This is a genomic window from Anaerolineales bacterium, from assembly GCA_019637755.1.
Lineage (GTDB): Bacteria > Chloroflexota > Anaerolineae > Anaerolineales > UBA11579 > JAMCZK01.
This window is the reverse complement of record JAHBVC010000001.1, coordinates 1462246-1481425: the sequence shown is the minus strand read 5'-3', so window position 1 is coordinate 1481425 and position 19180 is coordinate 1462246. Positions and strand designations below refer to the sequence as shown.

Sequence of the window (19180 nt, the reverse complement as noted above, 5' to 3'; positions counted from 1 at the left end):
ACCAGCTTGGATGAGATAGAAACCTTATACTCTATAAACGCAATTTTCCCCCTATTTTTCCTAAAAACTGGATTTCCCATAAAATTTTAGAGCGTGGGTCGAACTCATAAGCCCTTGGTCTTTATGCAAGAGATGCTGAATCCTTGTTAGGCTTTGATAATTCTAGAACTGTAATATCTGCTAAATCGGCAACAAATGCGTAAATTGCCAGCATTACCTTTGTGAATTCCTGCTGAAGTACAAACTTACGAATATCATCTTTTGTCCACTCTTTATATTTAGCTCTCTTATCAGGGTTGTTCACCTTCACTAGATTGCCATATACCATGACGTCAAATATTTCTTGATGTGTTGGTCGCTTCCCCCAAAGATCGTTAACAGAAGGCGGAAACGCTTCCATGAATGCAATATATTGAGTTCTGAGGTCGCTGGCTTTGTTTCTCCATTCTTTTGAAATCGATTCATCCAAAAGTAAATGCCTGAGGGCGGGTATTGAAACAGGTTGTTTTTCAAGAGTAAAAATTCGCAGGGTGTTAACAAAGGCATGTACCTTTTCTTCCTCTGGTAAATCAAACTCGACTGTAAATGTTCTGCATCTTGTTCTTTGGTCGTTCTGAAACCAAGCCCCACTGCAACAACATGTTCAAAAAAACCGAAACTTTTCAGGACCTTATACTTTTCTACTATAGTTTCAAGAATTTCTTTGCTGTCTGGTTTATTCAAGTTCCAGCCCGTTGTTTTCTGTCCTTAGAAGATAACTCGGCAACCTTTTCTCGTTGCTTAAATTGAAACGCTAGCAGTAAGCTATCTTCCTTGCTAGATGGTTCGTGTTGGGTCTTGTAAGGTGCCCCAGGTGGGACTCGAACCCACAGCCTTAGCCTTAGGAGTGCTCTGCTCTATCCATTTGAGCTACCGGGGCTTACATCCGCTCAACGGGCGGACTTGTGTTGCAGCGAGCCGGCGGGCCGGTTCAGGCAACTACCTAATAGTGTATCGCTATAGAAGCAGGTTCTATTTACCCTTCCAGTCTGGTTTGCGCTTCTCACCAAAAGCGCGCATCCCTTCCTTCTGATCTTCCGAAGCAAATAAGAAGTAGAAGGCGCGGCGCTCCTCTTGAATTCCATTGGCCAAGTGAGTTTCAAAGGCGCGGTTGACCGCCTCTTTGCCGAGGCGCAGAGCCAACGGGGCCCGCGCGGCAATCTCGTGCGCCAACTGCAGCGCCTCATCCAAATAACGCTCCACTGGTACGACGCGGTTTACCAAGCCGTAGCGCTGGGCCTCTTCGGCACTGAGCGTGCGATTGTTCAGCACCATCTCCATCGCCAGTGCCTTGCCCACCGCACGCGTCAGACGCTGGGTGCCCCCCGCACCGGGGATCACGCCAAGGTTGATCTCGGGCTGGCCGAAGCGGGCGCTTTCGGAGGCTACGATCATGTCGCACGACATGGCCAATTCATTGCCACCGCCCAAACACCAACCGGAAACTGCCGCAATGATCGGCTTGGTTATATGCTGAATACGATCAAACGGTGAAATATGCTCCTTGAGCAGCAATTCAACCGCAGAGGCATCTGCCATTTCTTTGATGTCGGCGCCGGCGGCAAAGGCCCGCGCATCGCCAGTGATCACAAACGCGCCCACCCCTGGGTCAGCGTCCAGTTGCTCCAACGCATCCGTCAGCTCCACCATCAGATCACGCGTCAAGGCGTGCATCGCCTGTGGCCGGTTGAGGATGAGCAAAGCAACCCGTTCGCGCCGTTCGATCCGAATCAGGGGGCTATTCGCGTCTATCATCTGTGTACTCCTTGGCTGCACTTGCCAACATTGTACTGGAGCTAGCCGGCCAGCTCCGCCAGCAGCGTAGCTGCCGTGGCTTCGGGATACCAAGCCAGGCGAATGTGATGCGCGGCAAATTCGGCCGCGGCCGCCTGCGCCAGCGTTTGCAGTCCGACGGCAGCGGCGGTGTACACCGGGGCCGCCGCGGCGGGCACGCCGGCATAAGCGATCGCCCCGCCACCCAACTGGCGCATCACGCGCCCGACTGACTGGGTGATCAGAAAGCCAGCCGTCAGCGTAGCATCCACGGTGCGGTGCCAATCCCACTCGTCTAGATCGAGAAGGCCATTCTCTGGATGCACGCTGGGAATGAACACCAAAGCGTCCACGCGCTCCCAGTGTTCCAGCACGGCTTGCAGCATCGTCTGCAGCGCCAGCTTGCGTGTCAAATCGGCTGGGTAGGCCGCGGCCTGGCCGCCCGCCTGCTGGATCAGAGCCACCAACGGATCCAGCCGGGTGGGTAAGAGGTCATTCAGTGCGACGCGCCAGCCGGCGGTGGCAAAACCGCGCCCCAGCTCCTGGCCCAGTCGGGTACCAGCCCCGGTCACAAGTACTACACGCTCACTCATCGTTGCCTACCAGGTTCCATTTCTCCACCGTGCTGGTGCCGGCGCACAGTGGTACTTCGTGCGGGTTACGCGGGTGGTTAAGGTTTATATTGAAATACGGCGATGGATCATAGGTATTGCCAATGCGGCTCTCGTTCAAGAAGTGGCCTTCGCCATCATCTTTCACGATCGAGAAATGTAAATGCAAGCCGGTGGGCACGCCCGCTTCGCCAGAGAAGTTGCCCATGTAGCCCAAGAAGGTGCCGGCCGCGACATACACCTCTGCGGTGCCGGCGGGGAACTCGGCAGAGATAAAGCTCTCGCCGTTCACATCGGCCATGTGCGTGTAATAGGTCCAGATCTGGCGGCCCGGTTGCAAAGGGTCACTGGGGATGCGAATGATCACCGTGGAACGCCAATCGGGCAACCGGCTGAGATAACCCGGATAGGCGGCATACACCGGGGTGACCCCTGGTTGCGTGCCAGAGAAAATATCCAGCCCGGTATGCGTGTGCCCAAAACGGTACGACTGGTTCCACAGGCCGAGAATGACGCCATGCGTAGGGAAGGCAAAGGGGGCCGTGCCGCAATGGCTGCCGGGCGCAATCGCATAGCGCGTGAACAAGCTGCGGTCGGTATGCAGATCTTGAAACAGCGCCCAACGCCCAGCGGCTGGCACATAACGATTGTAGATATACACCCCTGCTAGCACAGCCAGGGCCAGGCCCAGTACCGCCGCCAAACCCAGCACCACGCGCCGGCTCACGCCCGGTCTCCGGGCGGGGCATCGTCCGCCGCGCCGCGGCGAAAATGAGCCAGATCATCCTGCAAATGGTCCGCAAACAGCAAAGTGACCTTGCCCGCGGTGATCTCCTGCAGCACCTGGCCGGCACGCTCACCCGCCGGGGAGCCCATCGCCTCGGCGACTGCCGCCAGCGAATCAAAGTACAGCTCATGGATCATGTGGATGGGGTAACTGCCGTGCAGCACGCGATCAATATGGCTGGTAACCTCGCGGCGCAAGCCGGGCATGCGCTCGGCCTCGGCCAAAAATAGTGGCCAGCGGCTGTCAAAATGAGCCGCATCGTCCTGCGGCTCGATCAAAATGACCAATTTATACATAGGCGCCGGGATTATAACCCCCGCCTCTTTAATGCCCTTCAACCTGGCACCCAATCGATTTTTGCGTATGGTAAACTACGCGCGCAAGTGATATAGCAACTATGGATGACAAGATAACAATCATCGAAGGGCCGCCACCTACCTTTGAAGTGGTAGACGATGGCTGGTCTACCGGCGTGCTTGAAGGCCCAACTTTATACGGCGTAGCGCTCACCCATTTACGCACCTTTAACGGCGGTGAGCTGGTGGAGCGTTGCTATCGCGCCTGGAAGGGCCGCCAGGCGATCACCCTCGAATACCGCGACGAAGACGGCAACAACAAAACCGCCCCGATCCTGGCGGCGCGCAGCGCCAACACCGATGAAGGTGAAATGTTGATGCTGTGGGTACGCCTGCCTGACGAAGAGATCGAACTCGCCATTGATTTTGATGACGATGACGAAGAGGATGGCGACGACTTCGAGGCGCTGCCTTAATCGCGTTGCTGGCTCACCCGGCTCCATTACAATTCAATTGAATATCGCTCATACGGAGGCAGCATGGCAGATGCAATGATCGCGCGCGAACTCAAGGAAGGCGTACTGGTACTCACGCTGGACCGGCCCAAGGCGAATGCATTCACTACCGCGATGGCGGTGGAGCTGCAAAACGCCTTTAAGGATGCCAAGCGTGACAAGGCGGTGCGCAGTATTCTGCTGCAGGCCAATGGCAAGCTTTTCAGCGCCGGGCAGGATGTAACTGAGTTTGGCGGAGACGGCCACGTCTCTTTCCGCAAGCATCTGCAAAAAACCTACAACCCGCTGGTGCTGCAAATGCGTCAACTGGAAAAGCCGATCCTGGCTGCCATCCAGGGCGCCGCCGCCGGGGCCGCGCTCGGCCTGGCGCTGGCCTGCGATATCCGCATCGGTTCACCCGACGCGCGCTTCGTCATCGGCTTCAGCGGCATTGGCCTGGCGCCTGATTCGGCGGTCTCGCTCATGCTACCGGCGATCATCGGCCTTGGCCGCGCCAGCCAGGCCGCGTTCTACAACGAGCCGATCAGCGCGGAACAAGCGCTGGCCTGGGGCCTGCTCAACGCCGTGGTGCCGGCTGACGCGCTGCCGCAAAGTGCCTGGGAGTGGGCGCTGCGCCTGGCACAAGGCCCCACCAACGCCATGGGCCTCACCAAGCGCGCCTTCAACAAAGCCTTACTCGCCAATTTGGAAGACGTATTGGATTACGAAGCCCACAACCAGGAAGTTGCCGGCGAGGGCAGTGACCACAAAGAAGGCCTGGCCGCCTTTGTGGAGAAACGCGCGCCGGACTACGCCAAGGCTGCGGGCAACTAGCTGCACGCAGCTCGCCGCGCCCGGTTAGGCCAGCAGCTTGCCGGCCGCCGCCGCGCCAAAGATCAGCAAGACCGCCAATGCACCCAGCCAAATTCGGTTGGGCGCATTGCGATCCACCAGTTCCAGCGCCTCGGGGCGCTCGCGCAGCTCAAAGACGGGGCCGCTCAGGAAGGTGAAGATCAGCCCGCCGAGCAAGCCGCCAAAGTGGCCCCAGTTATCAATGCCAGGGGAAAGACCAATCAGGAAGTTGATCGCAGCAATCTGCAAAATGCTACGCACCACCGCCTGGGCACGCCGCCCAAACACGCGCTGATTGCGGTAGGCAAAGACGGCGTGCGCCGCCAACAAGCCGAACACCGCTGTTGAAGCGCCCAATGAGGCGGCCGCGCTCATCAGGAACGAAGCCACCGTGCCCGCAAAGCCGCTCACCAGGTACAGCGCCAGGAACGCAGCATGCCCAAACATGCGCTCCAGCTCCGGCCCGAGGGCATACAAGGCATACATATTGAAAGCTACATGCACCAAGCTGGCATGCAATAAGACTGGGGTGATCAAACGCCACCACTGCCCTTGCAAGATCAATTCATTGACCTTCATGCCATAGCAGGCGGGCAAATCCGGGCTTAGGAAGTAAGGGCAGTTGCCCCAGGCCAATACGCCGAGGGCGGTGAGCGCTTGCACCGCGTACACCAGCAGCGTCAGCGCCAACAGCGCATACACCACCACTGGCTTGCGCTGCGGTAATCGCACCGGCACGCGCCGGGGCTGGATGCGCCCCAAGGGCTGGGCTGGCTGGGCCTCGGGTGGCCCGGCACCTTCAGGGTGTTCGCTCACAGGTGCACGCGCCGAGGCTTAACGCGATGATGCTCGGCCGAGATGATGTCTTCGATACGGTCCACCGTCTCGTCCAGCTCGCCATCGCGGTTCACCACCACATAGTCGAATTCATCAATGCGTTTGAATTCCTGGCGTGCCGTAGCAATGCGCAGCTTGAGATTTTCAGGAGTTTCGGTCTTGCGCCGTTCCAGGCGTTCCACCAATTCGTCTTCACTGGATGTGGTGATAAAAACCAGGATCGCCTCTTCAGAGATCTTGCGGATGGTGGCCGCCCCTTGCACATCCACGCGCATCACCACATCCACGCCACTGCGCAGGGCTTTGCGCACCTGCTCCTTGGGAATGCCTTTGTAATCGTTATAGACGATGGCGTATTCCAACAACTCTTCTTTTTCGATCAGGCCAGCAAATTCCTCGCGGCTGACAAAAAGATAATCGACGCCATCGCGTTCTTCGGGGCGCGGCGGGCGGGTGGTGGCAGTAACAACAAAATGAAAGGGCAGGCCGCGGCGCTTCATTAACTCCAGCACGCTGTCTTTGCCAACACCAGACGGGCCGGAAATTACGATCAGCAGCGGTTCGACTACGGGGCCAAATTCAGGGCTCGGTTTGCTCATTGCGCCCGATTATACAAGGCGCTACCGGCTTTGTACGCGCGCCAGCACAATCTCGGCCAAGTCACGCGTTACCTCGGCAGGCGGGCGCGTGGCATCCACCACTACCCAGCGCCGCGGTTCAGCGGCGATCAGTTCACGGTAGCCGGCATACACGCGCTCGTGAAACTCCACCTGGTAATCATCCAAACGGTTCCAATTGCCCCCGGCATCGCGGCGGCGCAAACCGTCACGCGGCGGAATATCCAGAAACAGGGTCAGATCCGGCGTGAGCCCACCGGTGGCAAAGCGCACCAGCTCCGCCAACGGCGCCAGCTCGAGTTGGTGGCCATACCCCTGATAGGCCATCGTGCTGTCGGCGTAGCGATCGCACAGCACTACCTCGCCGGCGGCCAGGGCCGGGCGAATGACCTCTTCCACCAGTTGGGCGCGTGAAGATTGGAACAGCAAGATCTCGGTACGCGGCTGCATCGCCTTGTTGCCCAGATCAAAAAGTACCTTGCGAATTTGATCCCCGATGGGGGTACCGCCCGGCTCACGCGTGGTGCGCACGCGGTAGCCAGCAGCCAGCAGTGCCTGCTCCAGCAAAGGAAGCTGCGAAGTCTTGCCGCTGCCTTCCGGCCCTTCGAGGGTAATGAACATGGCCTAAAAACCCTCGATCTTCGAAAAGTCTGCCACGCCGTGCGCCAGGGCGGCCACGCGCTGCAACAAGCCCAAGCGGTTGCGGCGCACGGCTTCGTCTTCCGCCATCACCATCACTTTGTCGAAGAAGGTGTTGATCGCAGGGATCAGCGGGGCGAACGCAGCCAGCATCTCATTGACCGAACCTGGCAGGCGTGGGGTGGCCGCGGCCTGCTGCAGTGCGGCCAGCAGGCCGCGCTCAGCGGCATCGATCAGCGCGGCTTCGTCGACGCGATAGGTTTCGGTCAGATCGCGCGTAATGCGCACACAACGCGCAAAGGCGGCCAGGGTTTGCGGCCAATCAGCCTTGGCGCTGTGCGCGGTCAGCTCGCGGATGGCGCGGGCCGCCCGCGCCGGGTCATGGCCTTGCTGCGCCAAAACGGCGTCGATCACATCGTGGCGTTCACCATTTTCCAGCAGCAGGGCGCGTACCCGTGCCACGATGAATTCGAGCACCTCGGTTTGCACTTGCTCGTTCGCGCTCACCGGCTGCACCACCGCCGCCTGCTGGATCGCCTGGCGCAGGTCAAAGCTCAGTTCCCCAGCGATCAGATTCTGCACCAGGCCGATGGCCGCTCGGCGCAAGGCGAAGGGATCCTTGGCGCCACTGGGCGCCAGCCCCACGGCGAACAAACCCGCCAGGCTATCCAAACGGTCCGCTACGCCCACCACCAATCCGGCCGGGCTGCTGGGTGTGCGGTCTCCGGCGTAGCGCGGCAAGTAATGTTCAAAGATCGCATCGGCTACGGCAGCCGGCTCGCCTGATTCGTATGCATAGATGCGCCCCATCACGCCTTGCAGCGAGGTCATCTCGATCACCATCTTGGTCACCAGATCGGCCTTGCTGAGCTGGGCGGCGCGCGCGGCAATTTCATCCGCGGCGCTCAGGCCCAGTGCCGGCGCGTAGATCTGGGTGAGCTCGGCCATGCGTTGGGTCTTATCCCACATCGAGCCGAGCTCTTTTTGGAAGGTGAGCTGCTTGAGCCCATCCACGTAGTAGGCCAGCGGGTGTTCGCGATCCTTACGGATGAAATACGCTGCATCGGCAAAGCGGGCGCGCAATACGGCCGCATTGCCGGCGGTGACGGCCTTGGCGTCAATATCGCCGTTGGCAACCGCAATGAAATGATTGAGCAGCTTGCCGTCTTTTTCAATGGGGAAGTAGCGCTGGTGCTTCTTCATCACGCCGATCAGAACTTCCGCCGGAAGATCCAAATAGGCCGGGTCAAAATCGCCCAGCAGCGCAGTGGGCGCTTCTACCAAATGGGTCACTTCGTCCAGTAGCGCAGCATCGTCTGGCGTGCGCCCACCGGCCTTGCTGGCCAGCTTCTCCACCTGGCGGCGGATGGTTTCGCGGCGTTGCTCGCCATCCAGCAAGATGCCCTGCTGCTTAAGCTTGGCGAAGTATTCCTTGGCGTTGCGCACGGTGAATTGCTCCCCGGCGCTCAGGCGCAGGCCGCGGCTGCGCGTGGCGGAATGCAGGCCAGCGTACTCAAACGGCACGAGCACATCGCCATGCAATGCCAGCAGCCAGCGCAGCGGGCGCGAGAAGGCAACGCCACTTTCATTCCAGCGCATCGATTTTTCAAAGCGCAGCCCGCCGATCAGGGCAGGCAGTTTCTCAGCCAGGATCTGCGTAGCCAAGCGGCCTTTGCGTTCGACGCGCGCCACGGCGTATTCCCCGCCGTCGATGGTTTCCACGACGAGCGCACTGACCGGCAGCCCCTGGCCGCGGGCAAAGCCCGCGGCCGCCGGGGTAGGCGTGCCATCCGCGCCAAAGGCGCGCGCCGCTGGCGGGCCCTTCACCACTTGCTTCAGATCGGGCTGCTTGGGCGCCAGGCCGCTGACCAGGGCCACCAGGCGGCGCGGCGTGCCCTGCACGCGCAGATCCTTGTGCGCCAACTGCTCACTGGCGAGCAGTTGCTGCAAGCTGGCGCTCAACTGCGCCACGGCACTGGTCAGATCATCCGGCGGCAACTCTTCGGTGCCAATTTCCAACAGAAAATCGCTGGCGGTTTTCGGCGCGCCGATTTTTGGCGGCTTGGCGGCGGCCTTGGTCTCGTCCACCGCGGGGATCCAGGGGTACTCTTCGCGCTGACGCTCGGCGGCGTAGGCCTCGGCCACGCGGCTGGCCAGCGCGCGCATACGGCGGAAGTAGGCCTGGCGCTCGGTCACGCCGATGGCCCCACGCGCATCGAGAATATTGAAGGTATGCGAGGTGCGCAGCATGTAGTCATAGGCGGGCAACAGCAAGCCAGCCTCCAGCGCCGCCAAGCCTTCGGCTTCGTAGAGATCATACAGTTGGCGCAAACGATCCACATCGGCCAACTCAAAGTAATACTTGCTCTGCTCGCGCTCGGCCTGCATGTTGAGATCGCCCCAGCTGCGTTGCGCATTCCAGCGCACATCGCCCACATAGCTCACATCCTGTAGGGCCATGGCGATGCGATCGAGACCGTAGGTGATCTCCACCGAGACGGGCTCCAGGGTGATGCCGCCCGCCTGCTGGAAATAAGTGAACTGGGTGATCTCCAAACCGTCCAGCCATACTTCCCAGCCCAGGCCCCAGGCGCCCAGCGCCGGCGAAGCCCAGTTGTCTTCCACAAAACGAATATCGTGCTTGTGCACATCAATCCCAATTGCCTGCAAGGAACGCAGATACATTTCCTGCGGGTTGCCAGGGTCAGGCTTCAAGATCACCTGAAACTGGTGGTGTTGTTGCAAACGATTGGGGTTCTCCCCATAGCGGCCATCATCCGGGCGCACCGAAGGTTCTACGTAGGCTACGTTCCACGGCTCTGGGCCAATCACGCGCAGAAAGGTGGCCGGGTTCATCGTGCCGGCGCCCACCTGTTGGCTGTACGGCTGCCACAGCACGCAGCCTTGCGCCATCCAGTATTGTTGCAAGGCCATCACAATGGATTGAAAGTCACGCGGCGCCGGCGCTGCCTTGGGGGCGGTGGCGCGTGAGCGCGTGGCTTTGCGAGCCTTGGTTACTGATTTCTTTGTTGCCGCTTTTTTAGAGGTTGATTTAGCCATTGAACGCTAATTATAAACGGCCGCTTGCCCCACACTGCGCCCGGCCAGGCCAGATGCCCGCTTCCCTATACGTTCACTCACATATAATCTTCGCATGCGTATTCTCTACGACGGTTGGCCGCTGGCCTATGCGCCGCTGAGCCCGGCGGCAACCCACCTGCGCGAGCTACTCGCCGCAGCACCCGCCAGGGTCGAGCGGCTGCTGGCGCTGCCGGCAGCGGTCGCCAGCGAGCTGCCCAGCGGTGTGCATCCGCTACACCTGACGCCGCGTAACCGCGGCGACTGGGAGCAACGCGCCCTGCAGGTGCTGGCTGCCGAGCACGGCGCAGCGGCGATCCACACCACCGCGGCCGCCGCGGCCCTGCTGGGCAAGCTGCCTACGTTGGTCAGCCCGGCAGAGTACGCAACGGAGGCCGCTGGCCGGAGCCGCATGGCGGCGGCTCAGGCGCAAGGCGGCCTGGCACGCGCCAGGCTGCTGTGGCCGCACGATCTGCCCGCGCCGGAGCGCCAGGTACACAACCTGCCACCTTTTGCCACACCCTCGCCCCATGAGCCCGCCAACCCAGCACAGGAGTATTTGCTGTACCAAGGCTCGGGCGATGCACAGGTGTTAGCGCATTTGCTCAACGCATGGAGCTGGGCCGCCGGCTCGATCGGCGAGCTGTATCCCTTGCACATTGCCGGCTTGGACGCAAAGCAGCAAGCCTGGTTGGAAAACCAGCTTGCCATCCGTGATCTACAAGACAGCGTGCAGCTGATCCAGCCCAGCCCGGCCGCACTGCCCGATGTGATCCAACAATGCACCGCGTTCCTGCATCCGGAGGTTCCGCCGGCCTGGGGCAGCCCGCTGCGCCAGGCACTGGCAGCTGGCAAAGCGGTGGTGGCTCTGCAAGAGCCGCGCAGCGCGGCGATGGCCGGCGCCGCGGCGTACTTGGTGCCCGCGGGCGATGCGCGCCGCCTGGGCGCGGCGATCATTACCCTGGTGGTGGAGGAGGGCCTGCGCGCCACCCTGGAGCAGCAAGCGGCACAAAAAAGCGCCAGCTGGGACGCGGGCGCTTTTGAAGCTGCGTTGGATGCGGCCTACCAAACGCTGGCCGCGTAGTTGGCTTAAAAACGCCGCCGCGAGAGCTGCCAGCTATACACGCCCAGCCCGCCGCCAGCAATCACCAACACGATGCCCAGCAAACCCATCAATGGGGAAGGCGGGCCACCCTCTTCAGGCGTGAGCAGGTTGAGCCCGCTGCCCGAACCGGGTTGCGCGCCGAAGTTGAGGCTGGTTTCATCCCCCGGGTTGAGCTGGATCGTCGCATTCTGCGCCGTGGTGGGGTTATAGCCCGCCGGGGCGGCTACGCTGACGGTGTACTCACCGCCGGGCAGATCATCAAAGCACATGGGCACCGGCAAGCCATCTGCATCGGTTTGTTGCACCGTATCGCCGGTGCGTGAAGCCAGGTTGGTGCGCTCGCTCACGCTGGCGGCGCCGCCGGGAATACCAAATTCATCATCCTGGCGCATCGCATCGCCATTGGCATCTTCAAAGAGCAGCACACAAATCGTGCCGGTACCGGGCATGCCCTCCGGTGTAGAGGTGGCCACAACTTCAGAGGTCGCCTGGCTGGTGGGCGCGGGGTCGGTCACCACGGCCAACACCACGGTTTCGCCTTCTTGCAGGATTTTGTCAGCTCCCCAGGAGTTCAAAATACGCAACTGCTCGATGGGAATGTTGAACTTGCCGGCAATCAACCACGGTGAATCGCCGGGCAGTGCGGTGTAGAGCACGCGTCCATCCGCGCCAGGCTCAGGCAGCGGCTGGGGTGTGGCTTGCAGCAAAGGGGCGGCAACCGCCTGGCCGGGCCAAGCCGAGAGCAAGACCAGCGCCAGCAAGCTGGCCATCACCAAAAGCAGGGGGAGTTTTCTCAGCAGCGGCTGTTGGGTGTGCATAAAACGGATTATATCAACGCGGCACTATAATTGACGCGCGGCTATGAGCGCCCAAACCATCCATCTCGCCTCCCAGCCCCGCCCCGCCAACCTGCGCCCCTTTTATGTGCGCCGCGATCTGCTGGCGGTGGCCGATCTGGTGGAGCTGTGCTTTGCCCCCTCGCTGGATTCTGACGGCCACGCCTACATCCGCCAGATGCGCCAAGCTGCCCGCGCCGGGCGCTGGCTGCCACAACCATTGGAGGGCGATGCCCCACTGATGGGCATGGTCTGGGTCGAAGATGGCGTGCTGGTGGGCAATCTCAACCTGATCCCGCAACCTCGCGGCGGCCACACGCGCTATTTGATCGCCAACGTAGCGGTGCACCCGGCCTACCAGCGCCGCGGCATTGCCCAGCAACTCACCCTGGCCGCCCTGGACGATTTACGCGCCCGCGGCGGCCCAGAAACCTGGTTGCAGGTAGACCAAACCAATGCCACCGCGGTGCATCTCTACCAGCGCCTGGGCTTCGTGGAAAAATTGCGCCGCACCAGTTGGCGCGGCTGGCCGCCCGATCGCCCGGCACGACCGGCGGCGGGGGTGCGCAGCCGCCAGGCGCACGATTGGCCGCAGCAATCCGCGTGGCTGAAGCATAGCTACCCGGCGGATGTGCGCTGGCAGTTGCCACTCAACCTGGCCGCCCTGCAGCCCGGTTTGCAAGGCAGCTTGCATCGCCTGTTCGGCCCCACGCGCACGCTACAATGGAGCGCACAGGCTGCCGGCAGCTTGCGGGCCGTGCTCACCTGGCAACGCACGAATTTGGAAGCCGATCGCTTATGGCTGGCCGCCGCCGCCGATGACCCACAGCCGCCCCTGGCGGCCTTGCTGGCTGCGGCCAGCCGCCATCTGGAGCCTGACCGCAAGCTGGCGCTGAATTACCCCGCCGGTCTGGCCATCCCGGCCTTTGATGCCGCCGGGTTCACTGTTTTGCGCACCCTGATCTGGATGCGCTTTCCCTGGGAGGATTCGTTTTGACGCTACACACGCAAGAGGAGCTTCGCAATCTGTTGCAAACGGCGCGCACGATTGCCGTCGTAGGCCATTCGGATAAACCGCATCGCACCAGCTATCGCATTGCCCAGTATCTGCGCCAGGCGGGCTACACCGTCTATCCCGTCAACCCCGCGGTGAGCGAGATCGATGGCCAACCCTCGTATCCGGATCTGGCTTCGGTGCCCGAACCAATTGATATCGTCGACGTGTTCCGGCGCTCCGAACACCTGCCGGCCATCGTGGCCGAAGCGATCCAAGCCGGCGCCAAAGCGGTATGGGCGCAACTGGGTGTGGAAGATGCCCAGGCCGCAGCCGCCGCCGAAGCGGCCGGCCTGCCCATTGTGATGGATCGCTGCATCATGGTGGATCATCGCAGTCTGCTGGGCTAAACACCAAGCCATAAAAAAAGAGGCCCTTGCGGGCCTCTTTTTTTTATCTAGCGGATGCTACTTTTTTGTTTTCTTTGCTGGTTCCCGCCCCCAGGGGGTGCCGATCCAGGGGAGCAAGAAGTAGTCCAGGCCGATGTAACCGGCGATCTTCCAACCCATGATCAAGCCCAGAGAGGCGATGAACAGCAGCGGGTTGGTGCTGGCGGAACCGGCCAGCATGAAGTTGAAGTTCATGAAACCACCGAAGAAGGCGGCGATGCCGGTGAAGGCGCCCAGGATCAGGGCAATACCGACCAGAACTTCACCGTAAGCAATCAGCTTGCCGAACCAAACGTAGCTGTTCGAGTCGAGCATGAACTGCAGAAAATCGCGGTACCAATCAAAGGTGATTGGCGGGCGGCCCGTCTCGGGGATGGCCACCGCGTTGCTCCAGAAGCCCTTGAGGGCCTCACCGGTCTGGGTCCAGCCGGGGTTGCTGAGCTTGCCCAAGCCGGATTCCAGCCATTCGTAGCCGAGCCACACACGCACTGCCAGCCACAACCAAGCCATACGAACATCATTGAATAAGAACTTAGCGAACGGCGGGTCTTGAATAAGGCGACCCTTTTGCAAAACAGAGCTCATTTCTTCCTCCTGAGTTTGCTCCTGGCAAACTCGTCAACCAAAGTTAGGCCTACTGTACGCGTTCTCGCCAGCTAGCACTAGGGACATTCTGCCTACCCAGTGTCCCAAGTTTCTTGGGAAGCCTGGCCCTTCCCTACGACAGATTAGGGACAATTTACAGGATTTTTGTACATTCGTCATCTGGGAAAACAAGGCAACTCTATGTATCATCTGCCTATGAACGCCGCGGATACCCTTTTCGCCCCAAAATATATTTCTGCTGAGGAAGCCGTCCAACGTATTCCCTCCGGAGCGCGCATCTACCTCGGCGGCGGCGCGGGCTTTCCGCAGGAGATCGAGCGTGCCATGGTGGCACGCGCCGCTGGCCTCGAAGATGTGGAAGTGGTGCACGTGCTAACCTTTGCGGGCGGCGAGTATTTGCAGCCGCGCTACGTCAATAATTTTCGCCACCGCGCCTTGTTCATCGGTGCGCCGGCGCGCCAAGCGGTGAACGAAGGCCGCGCCGACTACATCCCTATCTTCTTGTCTGAGGTACCGGCCCTGTTTCGCGATGGGCAGTTGCCGCTGGATATTGCTTTCATCCAGGTTTCGCCGCCAGATCGCCACGGCTTCTGCTCATATGGCGTGGAAGTCGGCGTCACCAAGCCGGCGGCGGAGGCAGCCACCCTGGTGATCGCCGAGGTGAACGCGCAGATGCCGCGCGTACTGGGTGATGCGTTTATTCACGTCAGCGATATTGATTTCATGGTGGCGGTGGATTACCCGCTGCCCGAGGCAGTGCACAAGCACATCACGCCCGAGCAGGAAACCATTGGTGAACGCGTCGCAGAGCTGATCCCCGATGAGGCCACCCTGCAACTAGGCATCGGTGCGCTGCCGAACGCCGTGCTGGCCAAGTTGGGCGATAAGCGCAACCTGGGGATCCACAGCGAGCTATTTTCTGACGGCGTGGTCGATCTGGTAGAGCAGGGTGTGGTAACAAATGCCGCCAAAACATTGCACCCTGGCAAGATCGTCGGCGGCTTTCTGTTCGGCTCCAAGCGGCTGTACGATTTCGTGCAAGACAATGCCATGATCGAACTGCACCCGACTGATTACGTCAATGATCCGTTCGTGATCGCCCAAAATTACAAGATGACTTCGGTGAATTCGGCGATCGAAGTGGACCTGAGCGGCCAGGTATGCGCCGACTCGTTAGGCGGCTATTTTTACAGCGGCATCGGCGGCCAGGTGGATTTCTTCCGTGGCGCGGTGCGCTCGAAGGGCGGCAAGGCCATCGTGGCGTTGCCGGCCCTGGCCAAAGGCGGCATCTCGCGGATTGTGCCACGCCTGCGCGAAGGCGCCGGCGTGGTGACCTCGCGCGGCGATGTGCACTATGTGGTCACCGAATACGGCACCGCCTCGCTGCACGGCAAGAGCGTGCGCGAGCGCGCCAGCGAGCTGATCAACGTAGCTCACCCGGAGCACCGCGAAGAGTTGCGTTACTTTATGCGTCAGCAGGGCTGGTAGCGGCGCGCGATAACGGCATCGTAACGTGCAACTGCGTACCCTGGCTGGGCACGCTATCGATGCTCAATTCGCCGCCCAGCTTGCGCGCCCGTTCGCGCATATTGCGCAAGCCGTTGCCATCGCCCCCGGTGGCCGTGGCGAAATCAAATCCAATGCCATCATCCACAATGCGCAGCACCACCAGATCACCGGCTTCTTTCAAGCTCACCAGTACATTGCGTGCCTGGGCATGCTTGCGAATGTTGTTGAGCGCCTCGCGGGCGATCAGCAAAATTTCTTCGGTACGCTCCTCATCCAGCCGGATCACGCTGAGCTTGGTAGGCGCGTCGTAGACTACGGTCATCAACGTGTTGGCGCGCAGCTCAGTGGTCAGTTGGCCCAGGCTGGTGGCCACATCCTGCCCCTGAAAGCGCCCGGTGCGCAAGCCCATGATGTAGTTGCGCAGATCGCGCAACACCTGGCTGAGGTTTTCGATGGTCTGGTCGATGCGCCGGCTGGCGTGCTCGGTGTTGCCATTGATCTCATACTTGGCTTCCTGCAGGGAGAGGCCCGCGGCGTACACCGACTGCATAATGCCATCATGCAGCGCCATGCCAAAGCGCTCGCGTTCTTGCAGCACGGTGATCTCTTGCGTTTTGCGCAGCAACTGCGCATTTTCGATGGCGATCGCCGCCTGGGTGGCAAACTTCTGCAATAGTTCGGCATCCGCTTTGCTGAAGCCAAAGATGCCTTCACGGCCATCCGGCCCCAGGCGCACAATTTTGTCAGCGACGTATAGGTTGCCGAAGATCTCCCCTTTGGATTTGATCGGCACCACTAGCAAGCTATGCATCGGGGGATGGTTGGGCGGGAAGCCCACCGAACGCGCATCTTTGCCAATATCATCCACGATCACCGCTTCGCCGTGCTGGCTGATCTGGCCGAGCAAGCCCAGGCCCACCGGCGGCGCGCCGATGCGCACGCGCTGCTCAGGGGCAATGCCGGAGGTGATGAATTGCTGGATCTGGCTGGTGCCGCGCGCCACCACGCCCAGGGCACCGTATTTGGCGTCGAGCAGGGTACGGCTGATATCCACCATTTTTTGCAGCACCACCTGCAGGTCAAGCTCCACGGTCAGCGCCAGGGCGGCTTCATGCAACGCCTCCAACTGCTGGCCACGGCGGATGATCTCTTCCTCACGCCGGTCGATGATGTTGAAAAAGAAGATCGAGAACAAGCTGGCGCCCAAGCCCACAGCCAACACGGCAAACACGTTGCCCTCGGCGCTGCGCTCAGGCGGCACGTGGGTGACGCGTACATAGATCACGGCCACCATGAACACCAAAGGCAGCACGATCGCCATCCAGCGGAGGGTGCGCGTACTCATTGCACCCCTTGATTTCTAAGTGAAAAAAGCGGCAATGCTATAATCATTAAAAGGGATTATACAGAGTGCCCCATGCTTAAGGTTCTCCTCGTCGACGACCATGAAGTCGTTCGCCTCGGCATTAAGTCGTTGCTTAGCCACTATCCGCAGTTTGAAGTAGTGGCGGAAGCCGGCACCGCCGACGAAGCCATCCAAAAAGCCGCCGACTTCAAGCCGGATGTGATTGTGATGGATATCCGCCTGCCGGGCAAAAGCGGCATCGACGCCACGCGCGAGATCATGGCCGTCCAGCCTGATACGAAGGTAGTGATGCTCACCACCTTCGCCGATGATGAGCTGCTCTTCGATGCCATCTCCGCTGGCGCCTCCGGCTATGTGCTCAAGCAGATCGACAGCCAGGAGCTGATCAGCGCCCTGGAGCGCATTGGCCGCGGCGAATCGCTATTGGACCCGGCAGTGACCCAGCAGGTGTTCAAGCGCATGCGCGAGACCACCCGCAAGGCCGAATCCGAAGCATTTGCCGCGCTGAGCGAGCAAGAGCTCAAAGTGCTGGCGTTGGTGGCCCAGGGCAAGCGTAACAAAGAGATCGCCGATCAAGTTTTCCTTAGTGAGAAAACCGTGCGTAACTATGTCAGTTCGATCTTGAGCAAGCTGGCGCTTTCGACCCGTGCCGAAGCGGCCGCCTATGCGGTAAAACATCGTATTGATAATTACGTGACACTCTAGGAGATAGGTAAGGAGTTACCCATACATTATGAAGAATTCATGGATCGTTCGTTTTGTTGTTAATGCGGTGGCGCTATACGCCGCCATCGCCATCGTGCCCGGCCTTTCAGTGGTCAATGAAAGCTGGACCACCTACCTGTGGCTGGCGCTGTTCTTCGGCATCATCAATGCCTTCTTGGCGCCCATCCTCAAGCTGCTGACCTGCCCGATCTACGTCTTCACCCTGGGCCTGTTCAGCTTGGTAGTCAACACCCTGCTCTTCTACGCCACCGGCTGGTTGAGCAATCTGTTCGGCGTGCCGCTGCAAATCTCTGACTTTGGTGCCGCCTTCCTCGGGGCGCTGATCGTCAGCCTGGTGCAGATGGTGCTGTTCGCAGTTCTGCCCGACGACCGCCCGCGCCCCCGCCCGCACGCCAAGCGCCCCAACTAAGCAGGTTTCAACACGCATAAAAAAAAAGCCCCGCAGATGCGGGGCTTTTTTTATTTACGCAGCTTGGTGCAGATAATCATCCATGGCGGCCAACAGCTCCTCCATATCGGTGACGGTCAGTTCACCCATGTGACCAATGCGGAAGGTCAGATTCTTGAGCTGGCCGTAGCCATTGGCAATGCGCATGCCGCGCTCGCTCAAAAACCCGTTGAGCTTGCTGACCTCGATGCCGAGGGTGTTGTCGATCGTAGTCACCGTCTGCGAGCGGAAGCCCTCGGGCGCGTAGAGCGCCAGGCCGCGGCTGGCAGCCCAGGTGCGGGTCAGTTCGGCCATGGCCGCATGGCGGGCAAAGCGTGCCTCCAGCCCCTCGGCGAGCATGCGCTGCAATTGCGCATCCAGCGCATACACCAAGCCAATGGCCGGCGTGGCTGGCGTGCTGTCCTTCAGGCGGTGCTTTTCCATGCGCACCAGGTCAAAGTACCAGCCGCGGTTGGCCACCTGCTCGGCCTTGGCCATGGCGCGGTCGCTCACCGCCGCCAGGGCGATGCCCGGCGGCAGGGCCAAGGCTTTCTGTGCTGAAGTCAGCACCATATCCAAGCCCCAGCCGTCCATATCTACTTTGTCGCCACCCAAAGAGGAGACGGCATCCACGCAGATCAGCGTATCCGGGCTGGTTTGTTTCACCACCGCGGCAATCTCTTGCACCGGGTTCACCAAACCGGTTGACGTCTCGTTGTGCACCACCAAAATAGCTTCGTACTTCTTCTGCCCCAGCGCATCTTTTACGCGCGCGGCAGTGATGGGCTCTTTCCAATCGGCGCTCAGCACATCCGCCTGCTTGCCGTTGCTCTCGGCCACCTGCTTCCAGCGCTCAGCGAAAGCGCCGTTCACACAGCACAGCACATCCTGATTGACGAAGTTGCGCACCGCCGCTTCATGAAAGCCGGTGCCGGAGGAGGCGCTGATGAATACACGGTGTTGTGTGTAGAACAGCTTCTGCGCATTTTCGCTGGCGCGGCGGAAGATCTCCTCAAATTGTGCGCTGCGGTGCGGCAGCATGGCCCGCGTTTGCTCGGCGGCGATCGCAGGATCTACATCCACCGGTCCGGGAATAAACAAATGGCCCATCCATCCTCCAAAATCGTGAGTGCTGTGCC

Annotated in this window: 21 protein-coding genes and 1 tRNA gene; 8 read left to right on the top strand and 14 right to left on the bottom strand. The window is 60.5% G+C overall.

The window, feature by feature from the left end; all coding sequences use genetic code 11:
- Window positions 1-121: 121 nt before the first annotated feature.
- The 6 genes from KF821_07160 to KF821_07135 all read right to left on the bottom strand — a co-directional run bounded on the left by KF821_07160 (window position 122) and on the right by KF821_07135 (window position 3506).
- Window positions 122-469, bottom strand: coding sequence for a hypothetical protein (locus KF821_07160; GenBank protein MBX3005589.1), 348 nt, complete (start codon window positions 467-469; stop codon window positions 122-124).
- Between the two features lie 376 nt (window positions 470-845).
- Window positions 846-919: transfer RNA gene (locus KF821_07155), tRNA-Arg, on the bottom strand.
- A gap of 92 nt (window positions 920-1011) precedes the next feature.
- Window positions 1012-1794: an enoyl-CoA hydratase/isomerase family protein gene (locus KF821_07150; protein MBX3005588.1), complete on the bottom strand. Its 783-nt coding sequence runs from the start codon at window positions 1792-1794 to the stop codon at window positions 1012-1014.
- 41 nt (window positions 1795-1835) lie between these two features.
- Window positions 1836-2405: an SDR family NAD(P)-dependent oxidoreductase gene (locus KF821_07145; GenBank protein ID MBX3005587.1), complete on the bottom strand. Its 570-nt coding sequence runs from the start codon at window positions 2403-2405 to the stop codon at window positions 1836-1838.
- Window positions 2398-3150, bottom strand: a complete 753-nt coding sequence (locus KF821_07140) for a M23 family metallopeptidase (GenBank protein MBX3005586.1) — start codon at window positions 3148-3150, stop codon at window positions 2398-2400. The genes KF821_07145 and KF821_07140 overlap by 8 nt, the downstream gene beginning before the upstream one ends.
- Window positions 3147-3506: an EthD family reductase gene (locus KF821_07135; GenBank protein MBX3005585.1), complete on the bottom strand. Its 360-nt coding sequence runs from the start codon at window positions 3504-3506 to the stop codon at window positions 3147-3149. Before KF821_07135 ends, KF821_07140 begins: the two co-directional genes overlap by 4 nt.
- Window positions 3507-3607: 101 nt before the next feature.
- Here KF821_07135 and KF821_07130 point away from each other — a divergent pair, with 101 nt between their 5' ends.
- Together KF821_07130 and KF821_07125 are read left to right on the top strand one after the other, a co-directional pair.
- Window positions 3608-3982: a hypothetical protein gene (locus KF821_07130; GenBank protein ID MBX3005584.1), complete on the top strand. Its 375-nt coding sequence runs from the start codon at window positions 3608-3610 to the stop codon at window positions 3980-3982.
- A gap of 63 nt (window positions 3983-4045) precedes the next feature.
- Window positions 4046-4834 carry an enoyl-CoA hydratase/isomerase family protein gene (locus tag KF821_07125; protein MBX3005583.1) on the top strand — a complete coding sequence of 263 codons (789 nt, stop codon included), beginning with the start codon at window positions 4046-4048 and terminating at the stop codon, window positions 4832-4834.
- 24 nt (window positions 4835-4858) lie between these two features.
- On the opposite strand, the gene KF821_07120 is transcribed toward KF821_07125, so the two are convergent.
- From KF821_07120 to glyS, 4 genes are read right to left on the bottom strand one after another with little or no spacing between them, the layout of a single operon-like run.
- Window positions 4859-5668, bottom strand: coding sequence for a rhomboid family intramembrane serine protease (locus tag KF821_07120; GenBank protein MBX3005582.1), 810 nt, complete (start codon window positions 5666-5668; stop codon window positions 4859-4861).
- Window positions 5665-6288: a guanylate kinase gene (locus KF821_07115; GenBank protein MBX3005581.1), complete on the bottom strand. Its 624-nt coding sequence runs from the start codon at window positions 6286-6288 to the stop codon at window positions 5665-5667. Before KF821_07115 ends, KF821_07120 begins: the two co-directional genes overlap by 4 nt.
- A gap of 21 nt (window positions 6289-6309) precedes the next feature.
- Window positions 6310-6927: a dTMP kinase gene (locus tag KF821_07110; GenBank protein ID MBX3005580.1), complete on the bottom strand. Its 618-nt coding sequence runs from the start codon at window positions 6925-6927 to the stop codon at window positions 6310-6312.
- A 3-nt stretch (window positions 6928-6930) separates the two neighbouring features.
- Entirely contained in the window at window positions 6931-10005 is a 3075-nt protein-coding gene (gene glyS / locus KF821_07105) for a glycine--tRNA ligase subunit beta (GenBank protein ID MBX3005579.1), read from the bottom strand.
- Between the two features lie 94 nt (window positions 10006-10099).
- Between glyS and KF821_07100 the strand changes: the two genes are divergently transcribed.
- Window positions 10100-11107, top strand: a complete 1008-nt coding sequence (locus tag KF821_07100; GenBank protein MBX3005578.1) for a glycosyltransferase — start codon at window positions 10100-10102, stop codon at window positions 11105-11107.
- Between the two features lie 5 nt (window positions 11108-11112).
- On the opposite strand, the gene KF821_07095 is transcribed toward KF821_07100, so the two are convergent.
- Complete coding sequence (locus KF821_07095) at window positions 11113-11946, bottom strand: hypothetical protein (GenBank protein ID MBX3005577.1); 834 nt, start codon at window positions 11944-11946, stop codon at window positions 11113-11115.
- Between the two features lie 43 nt (window positions 11947-11989).
- Here KF821_07095 and KF821_07090 point away from each other — a divergent pair, with 43 nt between their 5' ends.
- Together KF821_07090 and KF821_07085 are read left to right on the top strand one after the other, a co-directional pair.
- Window positions 11990-12961, top strand: coding sequence for a GNAT family N-acetyltransferase (locus KF821_07090; GenBank protein ID MBX3005576.1), 972 nt, complete (start codon window positions 11990-11992; stop codon window positions 12959-12961).
- On the top strand, window positions 12958-13368 hold the full coding sequence (locus KF821_07085) for a CoA-binding protein (GenBank protein ID MBX3005575.1): 411 nt from the start codon (window positions 12958-12960) through the stop codon (window positions 13366-13368). The genes KF821_07090 and KF821_07085 overlap by 4 nt, the downstream gene beginning before the upstream one ends.
- Before the next feature lie 57 nt (window positions 13369-13425).
- Here KF821_07085 and KF821_07080 read toward each other — a convergent pair whose 3' ends face one another.
- Window positions 13426-13992 (bottom strand): DoxX family membrane protein, encoded by a 567-nt coding sequence (locus tag KF821_07080; protein MBX3005574.1) that lies wholly within the window; start codon window positions 13990-13992, stop codon window positions 13426-13428.
- 216 nt (window positions 13993-14208) lie between these two features.
- On the opposite strand from KF821_07080, the gene KF821_07075 reads away from it, so the two are divergent.
- Window positions 14209-15501: an acetyl-CoA hydrolase/transferase family protein gene (locus KF821_07075; protein MBX3005573.1), complete on the top strand. Its 1293-nt coding sequence runs from the start codon at window positions 14209-14211 to the stop codon at window positions 15499-15501.
- On the opposite strand, the gene KF821_07070 is transcribed toward KF821_07075, so the two are convergent.
- Window positions 15479-16867, bottom strand: a complete 1389-nt coding sequence (locus KF821_07070; protein MBX3005572.1) for a GAF domain-containing sensor histidine kinase — start codon at window positions 16865-16867, stop codon at window positions 15479-15481. The genes KF821_07075 and KF821_07070 overlap by 23 nt on opposite strands.
- A gap of 72 nt (window positions 16868-16939) precedes the next feature.
- On the opposite strand from KF821_07070, the gene KF821_07065 reads away from it, so the two are divergent.
- Together KF821_07065 and KF821_07060 are read left to right on the top strand one after the other, a co-directional pair.
- Entirely contained in the window at window positions 16940-17593 is a 654-nt protein-coding gene (locus tag KF821_07065; protein ID MBX3005571.1) for a response regulator transcription factor, read from the top strand.
- A 28-nt stretch (window positions 17594-17621) separates the two neighbouring features.
- A complete protein-coding gene (locus tag KF821_07060; GenBank protein MBX3005570.1) occupies window positions 17622-18023 on the top strand; it encodes a phage holin family protein in 402 nt (133 codons plus the stop codon).
- A gap of 54 nt (window positions 18024-18077) precedes the next feature.
- Here KF821_07060 and KF821_07055 read toward each other — a convergent pair whose 3' ends face one another.
- Window positions 18078-19142 (bottom strand): alanine--glyoxylate aminotransferase family protein, encoded by a 1065-nt coding sequence (locus KF821_07055; GenBank protein MBX3005569.1) that lies wholly within the window; start codon window positions 19140-19142, stop codon window positions 18078-18080.
- Between the last annotated feature and the right edge of the window lie 38 nt (window positions 19143-19180).

What these genes read in the sequence shown, in the direction of transcription:
- KF821_07150 (MBX3005588.1), bottom strand. Translation starts at nt 1,794, where the DNA reads ATGATAGACGCGAATAGCCCCCTGATTCGGATCGAACGGCGCGAACGG.
- KF821_07145 (MBX3005587.1), bottom strand. Translation starts at nt 2,405, where the DNA reads ATGAGTGAGCGTGTAGTACTTGTGACCGGGGCTGGTACCCGACTGGGC.
- KF821_07135 (MBX3005585.1), bottom strand. Translation starts at nt 3,506, where the DNA reads ATGTATAAATTGGTCATTTTGATCGAGCCGCAGGACGATGCGGCTCAT.
- KF821_07130 (MBX3005584.1), top strand. Translation starts at nt 3,608, where the DNA reads ATGGATGACAAGATAACAATCATCGAAGGGCCGCCACCTACCTTTGAA.
- KF821_07125 (MBX3005583.1), top strand. Translation starts at nt 4,046, where the DNA reads ATGGCAGATGCAATGATCGCGCGCGAACTCAAGGAAGGCGTACTGGTA.
- KF821_07115 (MBX3005581.1), bottom strand. Translation starts at nt 6,288, where the DNA reads ATGAGCAAACCGAGCCCTGAATTTGGCCCCGTAGTCGAACCGCTGCTG.
- KF821_07110 (MBX3005580.1), bottom strand. Translation starts at nt 6,927, where the DNA reads ATGTTCATTACCCTCGAAGGGCCGGAAGGCAGCGGCAAGACTTCGCAG.
- glyS (MBX3005579.1), bottom strand. Translation starts at nt 10,005, where the DNA reads ATGGCTAAATCAACCTCTAAAAAAGCGGCAACAAAGAAATCAGTAACC.
- KF821_07100 (MBX3005578.1), top strand. Translation starts at nt 10,100, where the DNA reads ATGCGTATTCTCTACGACGGTTGGCCGCTGGCCTATGCGCCGCTGAGC.
- KF821_07095 (MBX3005577.1), bottom strand. Translation starts at nt 11,946, where the DNA reads ATGCACACCCAACAGCCGCTGCTGAGAAAACTCCCCCTGCTTTTGGTG.
- KF821_07090 (MBX3005576.1), top strand. Translation starts at nt 11,990, where the DNA reads ATGAGCGCCCAAACCATCCATCTCGCCTCCCAGCCCCGCCCCGCCAAC.
- KF821_07080 (MBX3005574.1), bottom strand. Translation starts at nt 13,992, where the DNA reads ATGAGCTCTGTTTTGCAAAAGGGTCGCCTTATTCAAGACCCGCCGTTC.
- KF821_07075 (MBX3005573.1), top strand. Translation starts at nt 14,209, where the DNA reads ATGAACGCCGCGGATACCCTTTTCGCCCCAAAATATATTTCTGCTGAG.
- KF821_07070 (MBX3005572.1), bottom strand. Translation starts at nt 16,867, where the DNA reads ATGAGTACGCGCACCCTCCGCTGGATGGCGATCGTGCTGCCTTTGGTG.
- KF821_07065 (MBX3005571.1), top strand. Translation starts at nt 16,940, where the DNA reads ATGCTTAAGGTTCTCCTCGTCGACGACCATGAAGTCGTTCGCCTCGGC.
- KF821_07060 (MBX3005570.1), top strand. Translation starts at nt 17,622, where the DNA reads ATGAAGAATTCATGGATCGTTCGTTTTGTTGTTAATGCGGTGGCGCTA.